General features: G+C 57.6%; 10 protein-coding genes. 2 read left to right on the top strand and 8 right to left on the bottom strand.

What is annotated here, in order from left to right; all coding sequences use genetic code 11:
- Positions 1-213: 213 nt before the first annotated feature.
- Entirely contained in the window at positions 214-1,617 is a 1,404-nt protein-coding gene (locus FVQ81_14765) for a sigma-54-dependent Fis family transcriptional regulator (protein MBW7997802.1), read from the bottom strand.
- Between the two features lie 208 nt (positions 1,618-1,825).
- On the opposite strand from FVQ81_14765, the gene FVQ81_14760 reads away from it, so the two are divergent.
- A complete protein-coding gene (locus FVQ81_14760) occupies positions 1,826-2,836 on the top strand; it encodes a fructose-bisphosphate aldolase class II (GenBank protein ID MBW7997801.1) in 1,011 nt (336 codons plus the stop codon).
- Between the two features lie 216 nt (positions 2,837-3,052).
- Here FVQ81_14760 and FVQ81_14755 read toward each other — a convergent pair whose 3' ends face one another.
- The 6 genes from FVQ81_14755 to FVQ81_14730 form a co-directional block, all read right to left on the bottom strand.
- Positions 3,053-4,417, bottom strand: coding sequence for a hypothetical protein (locus tag FVQ81_14755; protein MBW7997800.1), 1,365 nt, complete (start codon positions 4,415-4,417; stop codon positions 3,053-3,055).
- Between the two features lie 308 nt (positions 4,418-4,725).
- Positions 4,726-4,911: a hypothetical protein gene (locus FVQ81_14750; GenBank protein MBW7997799.1), complete on the bottom strand. Its 186-nt coding sequence runs from the start codon at positions 4,909-4,911 to the stop codon at positions 4,726-4,728.
- Positions 4,912-5,063: 152 nt separating this feature from the next.
- The gene (locus FVQ81_14745; GenBank protein MBW7997798.1) at positions 5,064-5,408 is read right to left on the bottom strand and encodes a hypothetical protein; all 345 of its coding nucleotides are present in this window, start codon (positions 5,406-5,408) and stop codon (positions 5,064-5,066) included.
- A 77-nt stretch (positions 5,409-5,485) separates the two neighbouring features.
- Positions 5,486-9,469, bottom strand: a complete 3,984-nt coding sequence (locus FVQ81_14740; protein MBW7997797.1) for a hypothetical protein — start codon at positions 9,467-9,469, stop codon at positions 5,486-5,488.
- A 134-nt stretch (positions 9,470-9,603) separates the two neighbouring features.
- Positions 9,604-11,010: a DUF342 domain-containing protein gene (locus FVQ81_14735; protein ID MBW7997796.1), complete on the bottom strand. Its 1,407-nt coding sequence runs from the start codon at positions 11,008-11,010 to the stop codon at positions 9,604-9,606.
- A 171-nt stretch (positions 11,011-11,181) separates the two neighbouring features.
- A complete protein-coding gene (locus tag FVQ81_14730) occupies positions 11,182-11,430 on the bottom strand; it encodes a hypothetical protein (GenBank protein ID MBW7997795.1) in 249 nt (82 codons plus the stop codon).
- 73 nt (positions 11,431-11,503) lie between these two features.
- Here FVQ81_14730 and FVQ81_14725 point away from each other — a divergent pair, with 73 nt between their 5' ends.
- Positions 11,504-12,436, top strand: a complete 933-nt coding sequence (locus tag FVQ81_14725) for an SDR family oxidoreductase (protein ID MBW7997794.1) — start codon at positions 11,504-11,506, stop codon at positions 12,434-12,436.
- Here the strand turns inward: FVQ81_14725 and FVQ81_14720 are convergent.
- Positions 12,429-13,070 carry an MBL fold metallo-hydrolase gene (locus FVQ81_14720; protein MBW7997793.1) on the bottom strand — a complete coding sequence of 214 codons (642 nt, stop codon included), beginning with the start codon at positions 13,068-13,070 and terminating at the stop codon, positions 12,429-12,431. The genes FVQ81_14725 and FVQ81_14720 overlap by 8 nt on opposite strands.
- Positions 13,071-13,292 lie beyond the last annotated feature (222 nt).

The following is a 13,292-nucleotide window of genomic DNA, read 5'->3' as shown; positions in this document are numbered from 1 at the left end:
CATGAAGGTCACAAAAATGACTTTCGCCAAAGGCTCATTCCAGAATCCAACACTCGCAACATTGACAATCATTAGAATAAGCACCCAGATAGGAATCCAGACCGGTTGCTGCATCAGTTCAATAAAAAATTTAAATGGGTTTCTCATCGTTGACCGAGATTTCCAGATCAGGGGGGTAAACGTTACGCTGCTATAACTATATTTTCTCAAAGCTCATAAGTCAAATCCGTACTTCTCCAGCTTGTAGTATAGCACGCTGTTCTTGATTTTGAGCAGCCGCGCGGCCTCGCTCTTGTTGCCTGCCGCGCGCTCCAGCGCCTGCTCTATCAAGCGCCGCTCGGTGCCTTCCAGGACGCCAACCAGGTCCACCCCGCCGGGAGGTAATTTTACAGTGTTCGCTGCGGAGGAGCTTTCAGCACTGGAGTCAGGGGTATCGCCCAGGGGCGGGATATCCGCTGCGCCGATACTTTCGCCGCGGCCCAGCACAATCGAGCGCTCGAGCACGTTCTCCAGCTCGCGGACATTGCCCGGCCACCGGTAATTTTGCAGTTTTTCCATTGCCTCTTTTTCGAGCTTCAGGGGAGGGCGGTTCATCCGGCGGCAGATCTGCCCGGCCAGGTGGGCGGCCAGCAGGGGGATATCCCCGGCGCGCTCGCGCAGGGGGGGCATGTGCACGGGCACCACGTGGAGGCGGTAAAACAAATCCTCGCGGAAATTGCCTTTCTCCACCTCGGCTTTGAGGTCGCGGCTGGTGGCGCTCACCACGCGGACATCCACCTCCAGGGTGTCCTCGCCCCCCACCCGCTCGAATTTTTTCTCCTGCAGCACGCGCAGCAGCTTCACCTGCACGGCGGGCGAAATTTCGCCGATCTCATCAAGGAACAGCGTGCCGCAATCCGCCAGCTCGAACCGCCCGCGCCGTCGCCCGGTCGAGCCGGTGAACGCGCCTTTCTCGTGGCCGAACAGCTCGCTCTCCAGCACGCCCACGGCCAGGGCAGCGCAGCTGACTTTGACGAACGCTTTCTCGGCCCGCGGGCTGCGGCGGTGAAGTTCCCTGGCCACCAGTTCCTTGCCCGTGCCGCTCTCGCCGGTGATCAGCACGGAGGCGTCGGTGGGGGCCACCCGGCTGATCGTGTCGAACACCCCGGCGATCGCCTCGCTCTCGCCGATCAGCTCGCCGAACCCGCCGGCGTCCAGCACCTCGCTGCGCAGCAGGCGGTTTTCCTCGGCCAGGCGGACATGTTCCTCGCGCGCGGCGCGGGCGACCAGCACTTTCTCCACTTTCACTTTCAGCTCATCGGCGGCGAACGGCTTGGTCAGGAAATCCGCCGCGCCCTCCCGCATGGCCTCGACCGCCAGCTCGACCGAGCCGAACGCGGTGATCAGCACGGCGTCGATCCCCGGCCGGTGCTGACGAATGCTGCGGAACAGTTCAAGGCCGTTCATGCCGGGCAGCTTGTAGTCGGTGACCAGCAGGTCGAACTCGCGTTTCCGGGCCAACTCGAGGGCGTAGTCCGGCTCGGCCGCGCAGGAGACATCCAGCCCCATCCGGCTCAGGGTGATCTCGACTCCCTCGCGCATGGTCTCGTTGTCCTCGACCACCAGCACCGATGCGATCGGCATGGACTCTCCTCGTAGAGCGGTAAGCAAGCTGAGAAATGATTGCCTGCTGGAAACTTAAAAGAGGCCGCGGCCTTTGTAAACAGTCTCGGGAAAGGCGAGAAAAGCCTTGTGAAGATTGCCTTTTCAGGCCGAAACAATTAAATTACACATTCTTTTTTTCGCAGAGAATCCGACTTAACAAATACTTGCAAGGAGACACCCGATGCCTCTGGTTCCGATGAGACAACTGCTGGACGAGGCGGGCAAGGGCAACTACGCCGTCGGCGCCTACAACGTGAACAACATGGAGCAGATCCAGGCGATCGTGGCCGCGGCCCAGGAAACCCGCAGCACGGTGATTATCCAGGCCAGCCGCGGAGCGCTGAAGTACAGCAATTTCACCTATCTCAAGCACCTGATGAACGCCGCTGTCGAGGAGAACCCCGAGATCCCGATTGCCCTGCACCTCGACCACGGCAACAGCCTGGAGACGGTGAAACAGGCTATCGACCTGGGCTTTACCAGCGTGATGATCGACGGGTCGCTGAAAGAGGACAGCAAAACCCCGACCACGTTCGAGGAAAATGTGGAGGTGACCAGGATTGTCGCCGAATACGCCCATCCGCTGGGGGTAACTGTCGAGGGCGAGCTGGGTACCCTGGGCGGTATCGAGGACGGCGTGGGCAGCGGCCAGGTGAACCTGACCGATCCCGACCAGGCTGTCGAGTTTGTCGAGCTGACCAAGGTGGACGCCCTGGCCGTGGCAATCGGCACCAGCCACGGGGCCTACAAGTTCAAGGAAGAGCCCAAGCTGGCCCTGGATATCGTCAAGGATATCCACAACCGCCTGCCCGAGCTGCACATGGTGATGCACGGCTCCAGCAGCGTGCCCCCGGAGTTGGTGGCGATTGTCAACAGGTACGGCGGGCAGATGCCTAACGCCAAGGGCGTGCCGATGAGCGAGATCCAGAGCGTAATCCCCCACGGCGTGCGCAAGGTCAATATCGACTCCGACGGCCGGATCGCGATCACGGGAGCTATCCGCAAGGTGTTTGTGGAAAGCCCGGAGAAGTTCGACCCGCGCGATTATCTCAAGCCCGCCCGCGAGGCGCTCGCCCAACTGGTGGCCGGCAAGATGCGCGACCTGGGCACTGCCGGCAGCGCCGACAAGATCAGCCGGCAGTTGACCCTGGACGATATGAAGAAGACGTACAGGGAAACGGGCTGGATCTGAGTTTTTTGCAGAGTGAAACCGAGAATGAGAAAGCCGCTTACGGGAGTACCATGAGCGGCTTTTTTATAGTACACACCCCGGCGGCTCCGCCGCCACCCTTCTTGTTAGAGGGGATTTATTCACCTCGAATGTTGATCCAGCCAATGAAATCGGGATGTGAGACCTGGCGCCGGTCCCCTCTCAAGAGGGGGGACGGCGGAGCCGACGGGGAGTGTCTCAGGTATAGATAAACTCCGCGGTCGCCACGCAGTCCGAATCCGCTGTCAGCCGCACCCAGTGGGCGCTGAACCCGTCCGGGAACACATGGTAGGCGTAGCCGTTGCCCTCCAGGGTTATGCTCTCGTATTGCACCCACGCGCCGGTGCCCAGGAAATCCACCTCGATAGTTACCCGCGCGCCGGACCCGCCGGACTCTTTTAGATGCAGGACTTTCTTGTCGAACCCGGTCATCAGGAAGGGGTCGGACGGCTCTCCCGCTTTCACGTTGCTCTTGCGCCAGGGGCCGCCCCAGCCCTGGGGCTTGCCGAAACTCCAGAGGTCGTCGGTTTTGCCGAACCAGATTCCCGCCTGGGACTGCGGCGCGTACAGGTTGCGCCCAGCCTCGGTTGCCTGGTTGCCGCCCATCACGAACATCCCGCGGAACGAGCAGAAATCGGGCACGATCCGCAGGTGGCTGCAGATCGGCCGGACGCCCCAGATAGAGTCCCCATAGTTGAGCGGCGAGAGGTCGTAGAACATGCCGTGGCAGTCCATCAGTAAACGCTCGGTCTCCACCGCGCGGATACGGGTCCATTCGGTAGTCCAGCCGTGGTCGTAGGTGTGGGACGATTTCGGCAGGCGGTAGCGTTTCCACTTCTCCCCGGTAAAGACGCGCAGGATCGCCGAGGAGTCGTCCCAGCCGTTGGCGAAAATGGCGTCGCCGATCGAGCGCAGGGCGCTGACGTCCATGAACGCCGTGTGCTCGATCACGGTCCAGGTCTTGCCGTCCCATTCGGCCAGCTTGCCGTCGGCGTTGCCCAGGCCGTAGTAGCTGTTGTTGGCCACCACCACCCGGCCCCCGGAGGTATACGCACCCTTGAAATGCGGCTGGGTCTTGATTTTGAACTCTTCGGTGAGGTCGATAATCAGCCGGGCTTTCAACGTGCGGACATCCAGCTCGAACAGCGGGCCTTCCATGGTGAGAAAATAGACCTTGTTTTCCGGGTCGGTAAGATGGGTCATGGTGGCTGTCAGGCGATGGTCGAGCAGGTCGTTGATCACCCGGAAGTTCCCCTCCATGTCGATAATGTAGGGCCCGATAATCACCTGATCGGTCGGGGCGTGGAGCATCCGGTTGGCGTAGACGCCGTTACTGATATGGACCTGCTGGCTGTTCAGGTCCTCGTCGATAGAGTACAGGCCGACACCGCTGCCGCTCCTGCCGCCGCGCGAGGATACATAGGTCACCACCCAGAGCCTGTCGGCCCAGGCGATCAGCGCGCCGACTCCGCACTCGGAGCGGTTGGGACCGCTGTCGGCCTTGACCCCAACGATCGGCGGTTTGAGCAGGGCGCCTGTGCCCTCGGCGGCCGCGGAGACGATACCAAGAGCAGCGAGTTTGAGGGCGTTTCGTCGCGAGATATGCATGCGGAATACTCCTGGATGGAATGTGGAAGAAGGTTGGAGATTTCGTAACCAGGGATCCAAGCGTTGTAGTATTACTATTCAGCTTAGGAAAATGGGGCAAGAGAAATAAGATAACCGGGGAGGGGTCGCGCCAATTGCTTAAAAACAAGAACGGGCGGCCCCCTGGGCCGCCCGTTCTGCTGCTGATTGCCAGGACCGGTTAAATCGACTCGCTCAGTTTTCTCAGCCGGGTCACGTCCATGCCGGGAGTGAAGCGCCGTCAGCTAACCGCTCCTGGTCCGGTTTGCCACGAGGCCGGATAGTTCCAAAACGGCCTCGGATAGTTTGTCCGCCCGCAGAGAAAGAAGAGAGCGCGCCGGTTTCAGCGGCCAGATATTGCGCCAGCGGCAGATTTCACGTTGCATCTCCGCGATTTCAACCGGAGGATTATTGCCAATCCATTCCGCCATCCAGCAGATTTCCCGCATCAGTTTTTTTTCGAACTCACAGTTGCTTCCTGATTTTACGGTTTTGCTCAGGCGCAGAAGGTTGGAAGCAAGGTTACCGAGGCGAACCTGCTGGTTGTCCCTGGTGAATCGATGCTGCAGTTTTTCAAGGTCTGTCATATGTCTTTCGTATTCAAAAGAGTCAATACGATTTCCTTGATTTTATTCCGAAGATTTTGGTTTGTTATTTCCATACCCAGATTGCCCTGATTCGGCCGAATGTTGATCAATGCACCGAATAATATTTCCCTGGAGCCCGGATACCAATCGGCTCCCCAGATATTTTGTTGCTCACTCCCATCGTTAAGCAACACTTCTTCGCAGTCCGCGTGGTACTCCCCTCCGCCGGCCAGAATACCTCTTTCCACATCTACCGCTAACTTAATATAGTCTCCAAGTTCCTCCAGCATGCCATCAATATCTTCCAAACTTGCGGATTGCCGGACAATCCTGACACCCATTTTGAACCTTTTTCAATATTGAATAGCCAACCGGTAAGGCTTGCTAGCCGTTTTTCTTTGAATTATAACGTCCGCACTTAAATCGATTCGCTCAGTTTCCTCAGCCGGGTCACGTCCATGCCGGGAGTGAAACACTGGTTGATAGTCGCTTCCTCGAACCCGCCGCCGGCTACCTTGATCCAGTCCTCCACCTCCTCACCCTTCTCCACCACGCCGGCCACCTCGGCGGCGATTTTCTCGTTGCCGCAGCCCTTGGCCACACGCAGGGTGCTGGCCATGAATTTCTTGAACAGCGGGAAATCGCGGGTTTCGGTTTTTGCATGGCTCATCATGTAGAATATCTCGTTGACAGTCTGCTGGTACTTCTTCTTCTTCTCCGCGACGAACTCGCTTTTCATCTGGCCCAGGATCACCTGCACCAGGTTTTCCAGCGCCAGATAGATCCGGCCGCGGATCAGCAGCAGCTTGTATTCGGGGGTTGTTGGATCGTCGTACTTGGTCAGTTCCTGGCAGAAACCGATCAGGGTTTTGTCGCAATTGGTCTGGCTGCGGGCCAGGTCCGCGCTCTTTTTCTGCTTGAGATAGTTGGCGTTGTAATCGTTCACGCTGTCGCGGATACCCTCGAGCACCGGGGCGATCTTGCGCACGGCCTCGATTTCGTTGAGAAAAATCGCCTTGTTCTTGTTGAACTCGCGGGTCAGAGCGATCAACTCGCCCATGCAGGTGCCGATCACGCGCAGGATATTCTCCAGGTTCTCAGGATCGAAAGTGATGTTGTTGTTGCTGTCGGGGACGAAATAGGCGTGCAGCTGGCCCAGGGTGCCGCAGACGTGCTGGCTCATCCGGTCGGAGAAATCATCGAAATTGGTCCGCTCCGGGGGCGGCTGGTTCTGGGCGGCTATTTTCTGACGGAACTCATGGCCGCGCTGGACCAGATGGTCAGAGATCGAATCGCCGATACTGATCACGGTATGCAGCACGTTGGGCACGTTGGCGATAGCGATTTTCGGGACGTCCATCTGGCCGAAAATCGAGGAGCTCATCTGTTCCTCGCCGTCGGCTTTCCAGATCGCGTACTGTTTGTCGTTCACGAAGGTCTGGGTTTTTTTCAGGGTAGTGTTGATATTCTGCAGCGGGACAGTCAGCTTCTTCTCCAGGATATACCGCGCCACCTGATTGAGGTAAATCTTGAGGTCGTTGGGGTGCTGGCAACTCTGGATAATGAGCTGGCTGCGTTTGAGCCGGTTGATTTCGCCGATAGCCGCGTTGATGTTGACGCTCATGACGTCGCGCAGGGCCATCGGGATCTTGGGGCTTTCCAGTTTGATATTGCGCGAGTTGCGGATCAGGGTGTTGATCGCGCTGTCGATATGATGGACGAACTTCTTGGTGCCGTCGATCTGCTCGGTCTTGATCAGGCTGCCGCGGTTGGAGCGGTGTTTCTGGGCGATCAGGTCGACCAGGCCGGTGAGCTGGACCATGAAGCTCGAACTGAGCGTTACCAGGATCGAGTGGATTTCGTAGAGCGGCACTTCGACGTTTTCTTCCTCGACATTTATATCTTCCTCGATCACTTCCACGCGCTGGATCGAGGTGCGTGTCTTTTCCAGCAGCTCCTCGCTTTTCTTGAGCAGGCGGGCGGTGTCCTGTTTCTCCGGGTCGAGATTTCTGGAGATATCGCGGATATAGTAGCAGCCGTCGCGGACGTTCATCACGATCTGGTCGCGGCGCATGACCGGAATCCGCTTTTCGTAGCCCTCGGCCTTGAGCGCGTCGAAAAAGATCGACAGGTTTTCGATCGATTTGGAGAGCCGCTGGACGCTTCGAGGGCTGATCCTGCTGGTGGTCGTGGGGGCGGGCTTCTCTTCCTCTGCCGGCCCGTGGTCGTCAGTCATCAGGTGGGCGTATTTCTCCTCGAAAGCGCGCTCCTCATTCGAGAGCGCCCGGCCGTCATCGCTGCCGCCGCCGCTCTCGCCGTCTTCGTCGGGCAGCTCATCGCCCTGTTCCTGCACCAGCACCTGGAGTTCGAAGCTGAGTTTGGGAAAGACTTCGCGCACCCCTTCCTCGAGCAGCCTCGAGTAGTTGGAGTCTCCGCTATCGCCGCCGGCGCCGGACACGCCATCGATTTCCTTGTCACTGACCAGTTGGCTTTCGAGCCGGTTTTTATCCAGGGCGCTGACATTGAACCGCTCAACCGAGGCTTCGATCTGGCCGACAAGGTAATTCTGCAGCTCCAGCACCTTGTTCATGAACTCGACCGTCTTTTCGTGGATCGTCTTTTCTTCCTTTTCCTTTTCGCCCTCGCGGATGTTGTACATGATCGGGCTGACCAGCAAGGCGCACGCGCCGAAATACATCTTGAGGAACGGGAAGTGGCGGGCAACCCAGGAATAATTCTTGACCTTGATATGCGGGTCCTGATCGCGGCTGTAGTTGGGATTGCAGTCGGCGCAGCGGTTCTCGAAATCGTCCTTCTCGTAGTTGAGAAGCAGGTTTTCGAATTCCCGGTTGATCAGCGAGGCGGCCTTGTCGTAGGTTACGCCCTTGTTGGTCAGGGTGCGCTGTGAGGTCTCCAGGGCTTCGCCGGTGGAGCCGCGGGCCACGATATCTATTTTTTCGGAAGAGCAGTCCTTGATCGAGACCGCATCGTTGGCCAGATGGGTCATAAACTGCACGATATCCATCGGGCTGATAAAAGCGCTCAGACGCTCGCGCTCCTTGCCATCGGCCAGGTTGTTGAGCCCATGGGCCACCCGGAAGGCCTGAAGCTGCTGGAACAGCTCCAGGCTGCCCTCGCCCATGGCCTGCCTTAGCCAGCCGACGAACTGCTTGATCTTCTTGTCGAACACCATCTCGCGGATCAGCTTGCCCAGGCAGTCCATCTTGACTTTCGACTGGATCTCCTCGCCGATAACCACCATGTTGCGCCGGCTGACCTCGGTGCGGATACCGGGGCGGAGGAATTTTTTGAGCAGTGTGTTGCCGCTTTCCACGCTCTTGCGCCTTGCCAGCATGCTGTTCAGCGCAACCAGCTGGCTGATAAGGGAGATTATTTTTTCCTTTTTACGGTCTACTTTTATGGAGCTGGGAGTGTCGTCGTCATGACGGTCCGAGGCCTGCTGGACGAAAGCTTTTTCCAGTTCGGCGCAATTGATTTCGAGAGTTTTCAGCGCCTCGCGCACCTCGTTATCTCCCTTGGGATTCCAGGGGGCGTGACGGAAGATCATGCGGCCGATCAGGAAATAGACCAGGTTGTCGGGTTCGTTGAAACTGCGGCTGGCCCACTGATTCCGGTACCAGTTGAGCGCGGAGAGGAAAATCATCTTGTCGATAACCGACTTGCCCTTCATTTCCTCGGCCAGGTCCAGCGATTCGAGCTTGAGCTCGGAGATAAACTCATCGTCGATAAAGCCGATACCGGTCAGGATGTGCAGGGCGTTGTCCAGCTTGGTTTCGAGATCCTGAAAATAGTTCCGGAAAGCAGTAGTGGCCTGGGCCTTGATCTCGTCTGCTATCGGCTGGTTGATCAGCCCGTCGATCTGCTTGCAGGTAAGCTTTACGTTTTCGATCAGTTTGAGCTCTTCTTTGTAGGTGGCCAGCCGCTTCTTTTCCTCTTCCTCGGCCTTGCGCGGGCTTGGGATCCGCCGCGTTATTTCGTACGATTTTTCGCCTGTCCCGTCGACATCGACAGTCAGGCGCTGGCTGATGATGGTGAAATCGCGCTCCTCGCTCTGGCCAAGGCGCAGCTTGAGCAGGCCGTTTTCCTTGAGATTGTCCATCAGATTGGACAACTGCTTGATCTTGTCGTCACGGCCCTTGAGGTGCGGGTTCTGTTTCAGGCGCACCAGCGACTGGGCGATCAGCACCATCGGCTCGTTTTTTTCGGTGGTGTAGAAACTGCCGAAAACTTTCTGCAGGTAGGTACGTACGCGGGCAAAGATCAGGCGCTTGTCCTGGATGGCCCTGATCTCGAACTTCTTGGTCCGCTCGATCAGGCTCTCGAGGAGTTCTTCCCCACTCAGATCGTCGTCTTCAACCAGCTTTGCTATTTCCAGCGGCATGGCATCAAAGGGGCCGGGGCCGCAGCCCGGAGGCTGACAGCCGGTGAATCACTGTTCTCCAAAACACAAATTTAAATCTACGACCGCAATAAAATATCCAGCATCCGCTGCGACCGGTCAAGTGGCGGGCCGACTCAGGACGAACTCGCGATTTCGCCCCCGGTTTCGCGAAGAGTCACGTGCCCCATTTCATCCTGGAACACCCTGGACAACTTGCCGAGACTTACTTTGACGCCGGGGTAGAGCACGCGGGTGACTTTCACGCAGGCCTTGCTGTGCTCTCCGAGACCCTTATTGATCTCAACCAGCTCTCCTTTAAGCTGTTCACACAATTTTGGGAGGTAAGTCATGGTGTCGTGAAGGCGGTCGTAAAGTTTCTGCTGCTCCTCCGGGAGGTCGCCTTTCATTTTCAGCCGTAACTTGGAGAGGCTGTAGAGCGCCTTTTTCACTTTTTCCTCGTTTGTGTTCGCTTTTTCGAGTTCCTGATCGATTTCGTTCTTGCGCTCCACCAGTTTGAAATCGCAGCCGGCATGGATCAAAGTTTTCGCGAAAGAAACATTGCCCAGCTGGGCCACCTCCACGTTGCCCTGCACCAGCGCCTCCCCGCCGATTATCGCTCCCTTGCGCCCGACAGCCGTTAAATCGCCGCCCACCTTGGCCCGACTGTTCATCATCTCGCCGCCGAGGATCAGGTTGCCCTCGCAGCGGATGTTCTGATTCCGGACGAATTTGACTGTCAAGTCGCCGCCGGTTGAGATCGTTCCTTTGCCATTGCCGATAAAGCCTTTTTTGAGCAAGGCGTTTCCGCCCACTTTCACTTCGGCGTCCTCCGCCGAGCCGGCGATCTCGAGGTCACCGGTGACCTCGACACGGAACCCCGCCTTAACGTCGCCGGTGATCAGCAGAGTGCCGTTGAACTGGATATTGCCGGTTTTAAAATCGACGCTACCTTTGATTTCCAGCCTGTTATTCACTTCAACAAGGAGGGTGCTGTTGAGCGTAACGCACCCGTCGCACGCGGCGACCAGCAGGTCGGGGCCCTTGCTGGCGGAGAGTTCGGTGTTGGGTCCCTGCGGGAGCTTGGCGTCCAGTCCGTCGGGAGCGGGGAGTTCCTCGCCCAGCAGCGATTTCCCCGGCGTGCCATTGGTCGGCGGGATTCTGCGGCAGAGTTTATCGCCTTTTTTGACGTTTTCCAGAAAGGAGACATCGTAATAATCAATCCGGCCGTCTTCATCCTCTTTGGGCTGGAAGTCGCTGCTGGTCTTGAAAAAATACTCGATTCTACCTTTTTCGCCCGGTTTGGGCGGGGTGCCCTGGGCCACCAACGTGTCCACGTCGAACAGGGATTCGCTGGAAATCCGATCCAGTACCCCCTGAAGGATACCGGTGGTAACTCCCTTGGCTTTAAGCGCACGGCGGATATCGTCCGGGGTCAGGGTGTCCTTGATCTGGCTGTCTTTGCCGAAATTCGGGACATTGATCCAGGCTTCCACATCCTTGTTGCGCAACATCACATTAATCTGTTTCCAGCCGTCAGGCATGATTGCTATCCAGGGAAAAGCTTGCAGTATGTCAGTCTGTGAAATCGCCAGATTAATATAATAACAAAAAAGGGCGATGAAAGAAAATAGTTGTTTGTCAGCAGCAGCAAAAACAAAAAACGGACCGGAACCGCCGATAATCCTGTGCCCGGTTCCGCTCAGAGGAGCCGGCTATTCATTCCGGTCCGGACCGTTCTGTTCACCCTCGTCTGACGCGGCCCTTTTTCTGTTGATTGCGAACTGATAAATCCTGATACTGAAATACGCAATCGCCGAGCACCAGAAGATGGTTCGCGAGACTATCGAAAGGGCGCCTCCCGGAACTCCTCCTGCCCGCTCGCTCAGCACGACGGCCACGCCACTGGCCAGCATGATCCAGAAGATTAACATGTTGGGCCGCTTGCTTAGTTGGTTGCTCATGATTATTTTTCCTTTTTAGCCGGGAGTTATCCGGACCCCGGGCCGGTCAGTCAACCGATAACAGAGGTGAGCGATGAGAATACTGGTAACCGGAGGAGCGGGTTTTCTTGGATCCCACCTCTGCGACTTTCTGTTGAAGCACGGACATGACGTGATCTGCATGGATAACCTGATTACCGGGAGTATCGAAAACATCAGCCATCTCAGCGGCAACGATAACTTTCATTTCATCAAGCAGGACGTAACGGAATATATCTTTTTGCCCGGCAAGCTGGATACGGTGCTGCATTTCGCCTCGCCGGCCAGCCCCGTGGACTATCTTGAATACCCGATCCAGACGCTCAAGGTGGGCAGCCTGGGCACGCACAAGGCTCTCGGCCTGGCCAAGGAGAAAGGCGCCAGTTTTCTGCTGGCTTCCACCAGCGAGGTCTACGGCGACCCGGAAATCCATCCCCAGACCGAAGATTACTGGGGCAACGTCAACCCGATAGGCCCGCGCGGCGTGTACGATGAGGCGAAACGGTTCGCCGAGGCGATGACCATGGCCTACCACCGCCGCCACGGCGTGGAGACCCGGATTGTCCGTATTTTCAACACCTACGGCCCCAGGATGAGGCTCAACGACGGGCGCGTGGTGCCGAATTTTATCAGCCAGGCGCTGACCGGAAAACCGATCACGGTTTACGGCGACGGCAGCCAGACCCGCTCGTTCTGTTTCTGCTCTGACCTGGTCGACGGAATCTACCGGCTGCTGACCTCTGATGTCGACACTCCGGTCAATATCGGTAACCCCACCGAATATACCATCCTGGATTTCGCCCACAAGGTCATCGAGATTACAGGCAGCAGCAGCGAGATAGTCCACGAAGAGCTGCCGGTGGACGATCCGAAAGTGAGACGGCCGGATATCGGCAAGGCCCGGAAGCTGTTGAACTGGGAACCCGTGATCGAGGTGGACCAGGGTCTTAAAATGACGCTGGAGTATTTCCGCGACCAGGTTACTTGATTCCGTGTTTCAGCTTGTACTCCGCCCAGTTGGCTTTCAGGTCGACAAAGTCCTCGAAGCTTTTCCGCCGGATAAACGGATTGGTCTTCTTTTCCTCGCCGATAGTCGAGCTTGGCGCCACACCGTAATCGTGGCCGGGATAGACTCTGGTCTCATCCGGCAGGGTCATCAGCTTTTTATGCAGGCTGTCGTACTCGTCCCTGGCCTGCCTGTCCAGGTCGGTGCCGCCCACTTTGCCCACGAACAGCGTATCGCCGGTGATCAGGATCTCCTCCACCAGCACGCAGATCGAGTCTTTGGTGTGACCCGGGGTATGGATAATTTTGAGAGTCAGCCCACCCAGGTCCAGCTCCTCGCCGTCACCAACCGGCAGGTCGGCGCGGTCGCCGGCCGAACGGTGCAGCACCAGCAGCGCCGAGCTCTGGCGCGCCAGTTCGCTGGCCCCGCCCGTATGGTCGTAGTGATCGTGGGTGATAATCACGTATTTCAGGTTGACGTTGTTTTTTTCGATCAACTCGAAAAACAACTCCGGCGCCCCAGAGGGATCGACCACCGCCGCGAAACCCCCCTTCCGGTCGGCGATAAAATAGCCGAAATTCCGGTCGCCGCCTGTCCTGACCTGCTTGAATAACATTGCCGGCTTCTCCCGCGCAGTTCCAAGTTTGTATTTCGGGCGCATTCTCAATGATAACCGCTTTAAAGATATAGCTCTTCCATCCGGCGCATGTCAAGTGAGCTTCGGCTCTCTGCGGCGCTTGACAGGGTTCGGCTGAATGTATATCTGTAAAGGGGATGCCGGATCGGGACGGTTTTCCAGGCAGGCGGGGGGGATGAACCCGCCGCGCCCGGCTGTCGA

The sequence above is a fragment of the Candidatus Glassbacteria bacterium genome, from assembly GCA_019456185.1.
In the GTDB taxonomy this organism is placed as follows: domain Bacteria; phylum Gemmatimonadota; class Glassbacteria; order GWA2-58-10; family GWA2-58-10; genus JAJRTS01.
Note: the sequence above shows the minus strand (reverse complement) of the source record. Positions and strands in the feature narration are given on the sequence as shown.

Bases quoted from the DNA above. Each gene is read 5' to 3' on its own strand.
- FVQ81_14735 (MBW7997796.1), bottom strand. From the start codon at position 11,010: ATGCCTGACGGCTGGAAACAGATTAATGTGATGTTGCGCAACAAGGAT.
- FVQ81_14745 (MBW7997798.1), bottom strand. From the start codon at position 5,408: ATGGGTGTCAGGATTGTCCGGCAATCCGCAAGTTTGGAAGATATTGAT.
- FVQ81_14750 (MBW7997799.1), bottom strand. From the start codon at position 4,911: ATGGCGGAATGGATTGGCAATAATCCTCCGGTTGAAATCGCGGAGATG.
- FVQ81_14760 (MBW7997801.1), top strand. From the start codon at position 1,826: ATGCCTCTGGTTCCGATGAGACAACTGCTGGACGAGGCGGGCAAGGGC.
- FVQ81_14725 (MBW7997794.1), top strand. From the start codon at position 11,504: ATGAGAATACTGGTAACCGGAGGAGCGGGTTTTCTTGGATCCCACCTC.
- FVQ81_14720 (MBW7997793.1), bottom strand. From the start codon at position 13,070: ATGTTATTCAAGCAGGTCAGGACAGGCGGCGACCGGAATTTCGGCTAT.
- FVQ81_14740 (MBW7997797.1), bottom strand. From the start codon at position 9,469: ATGCCGCTGGAAATAGCAAAGCTGGTTGAAGACGACGATCTGAGTGGG.
- FVQ81_14730 (MBW7997795.1), bottom strand. From the start codon at position 11,430: ATGAGCAACCAACTAAGCAAGCGGCCCAACATGTTAATCTTCTGGATC.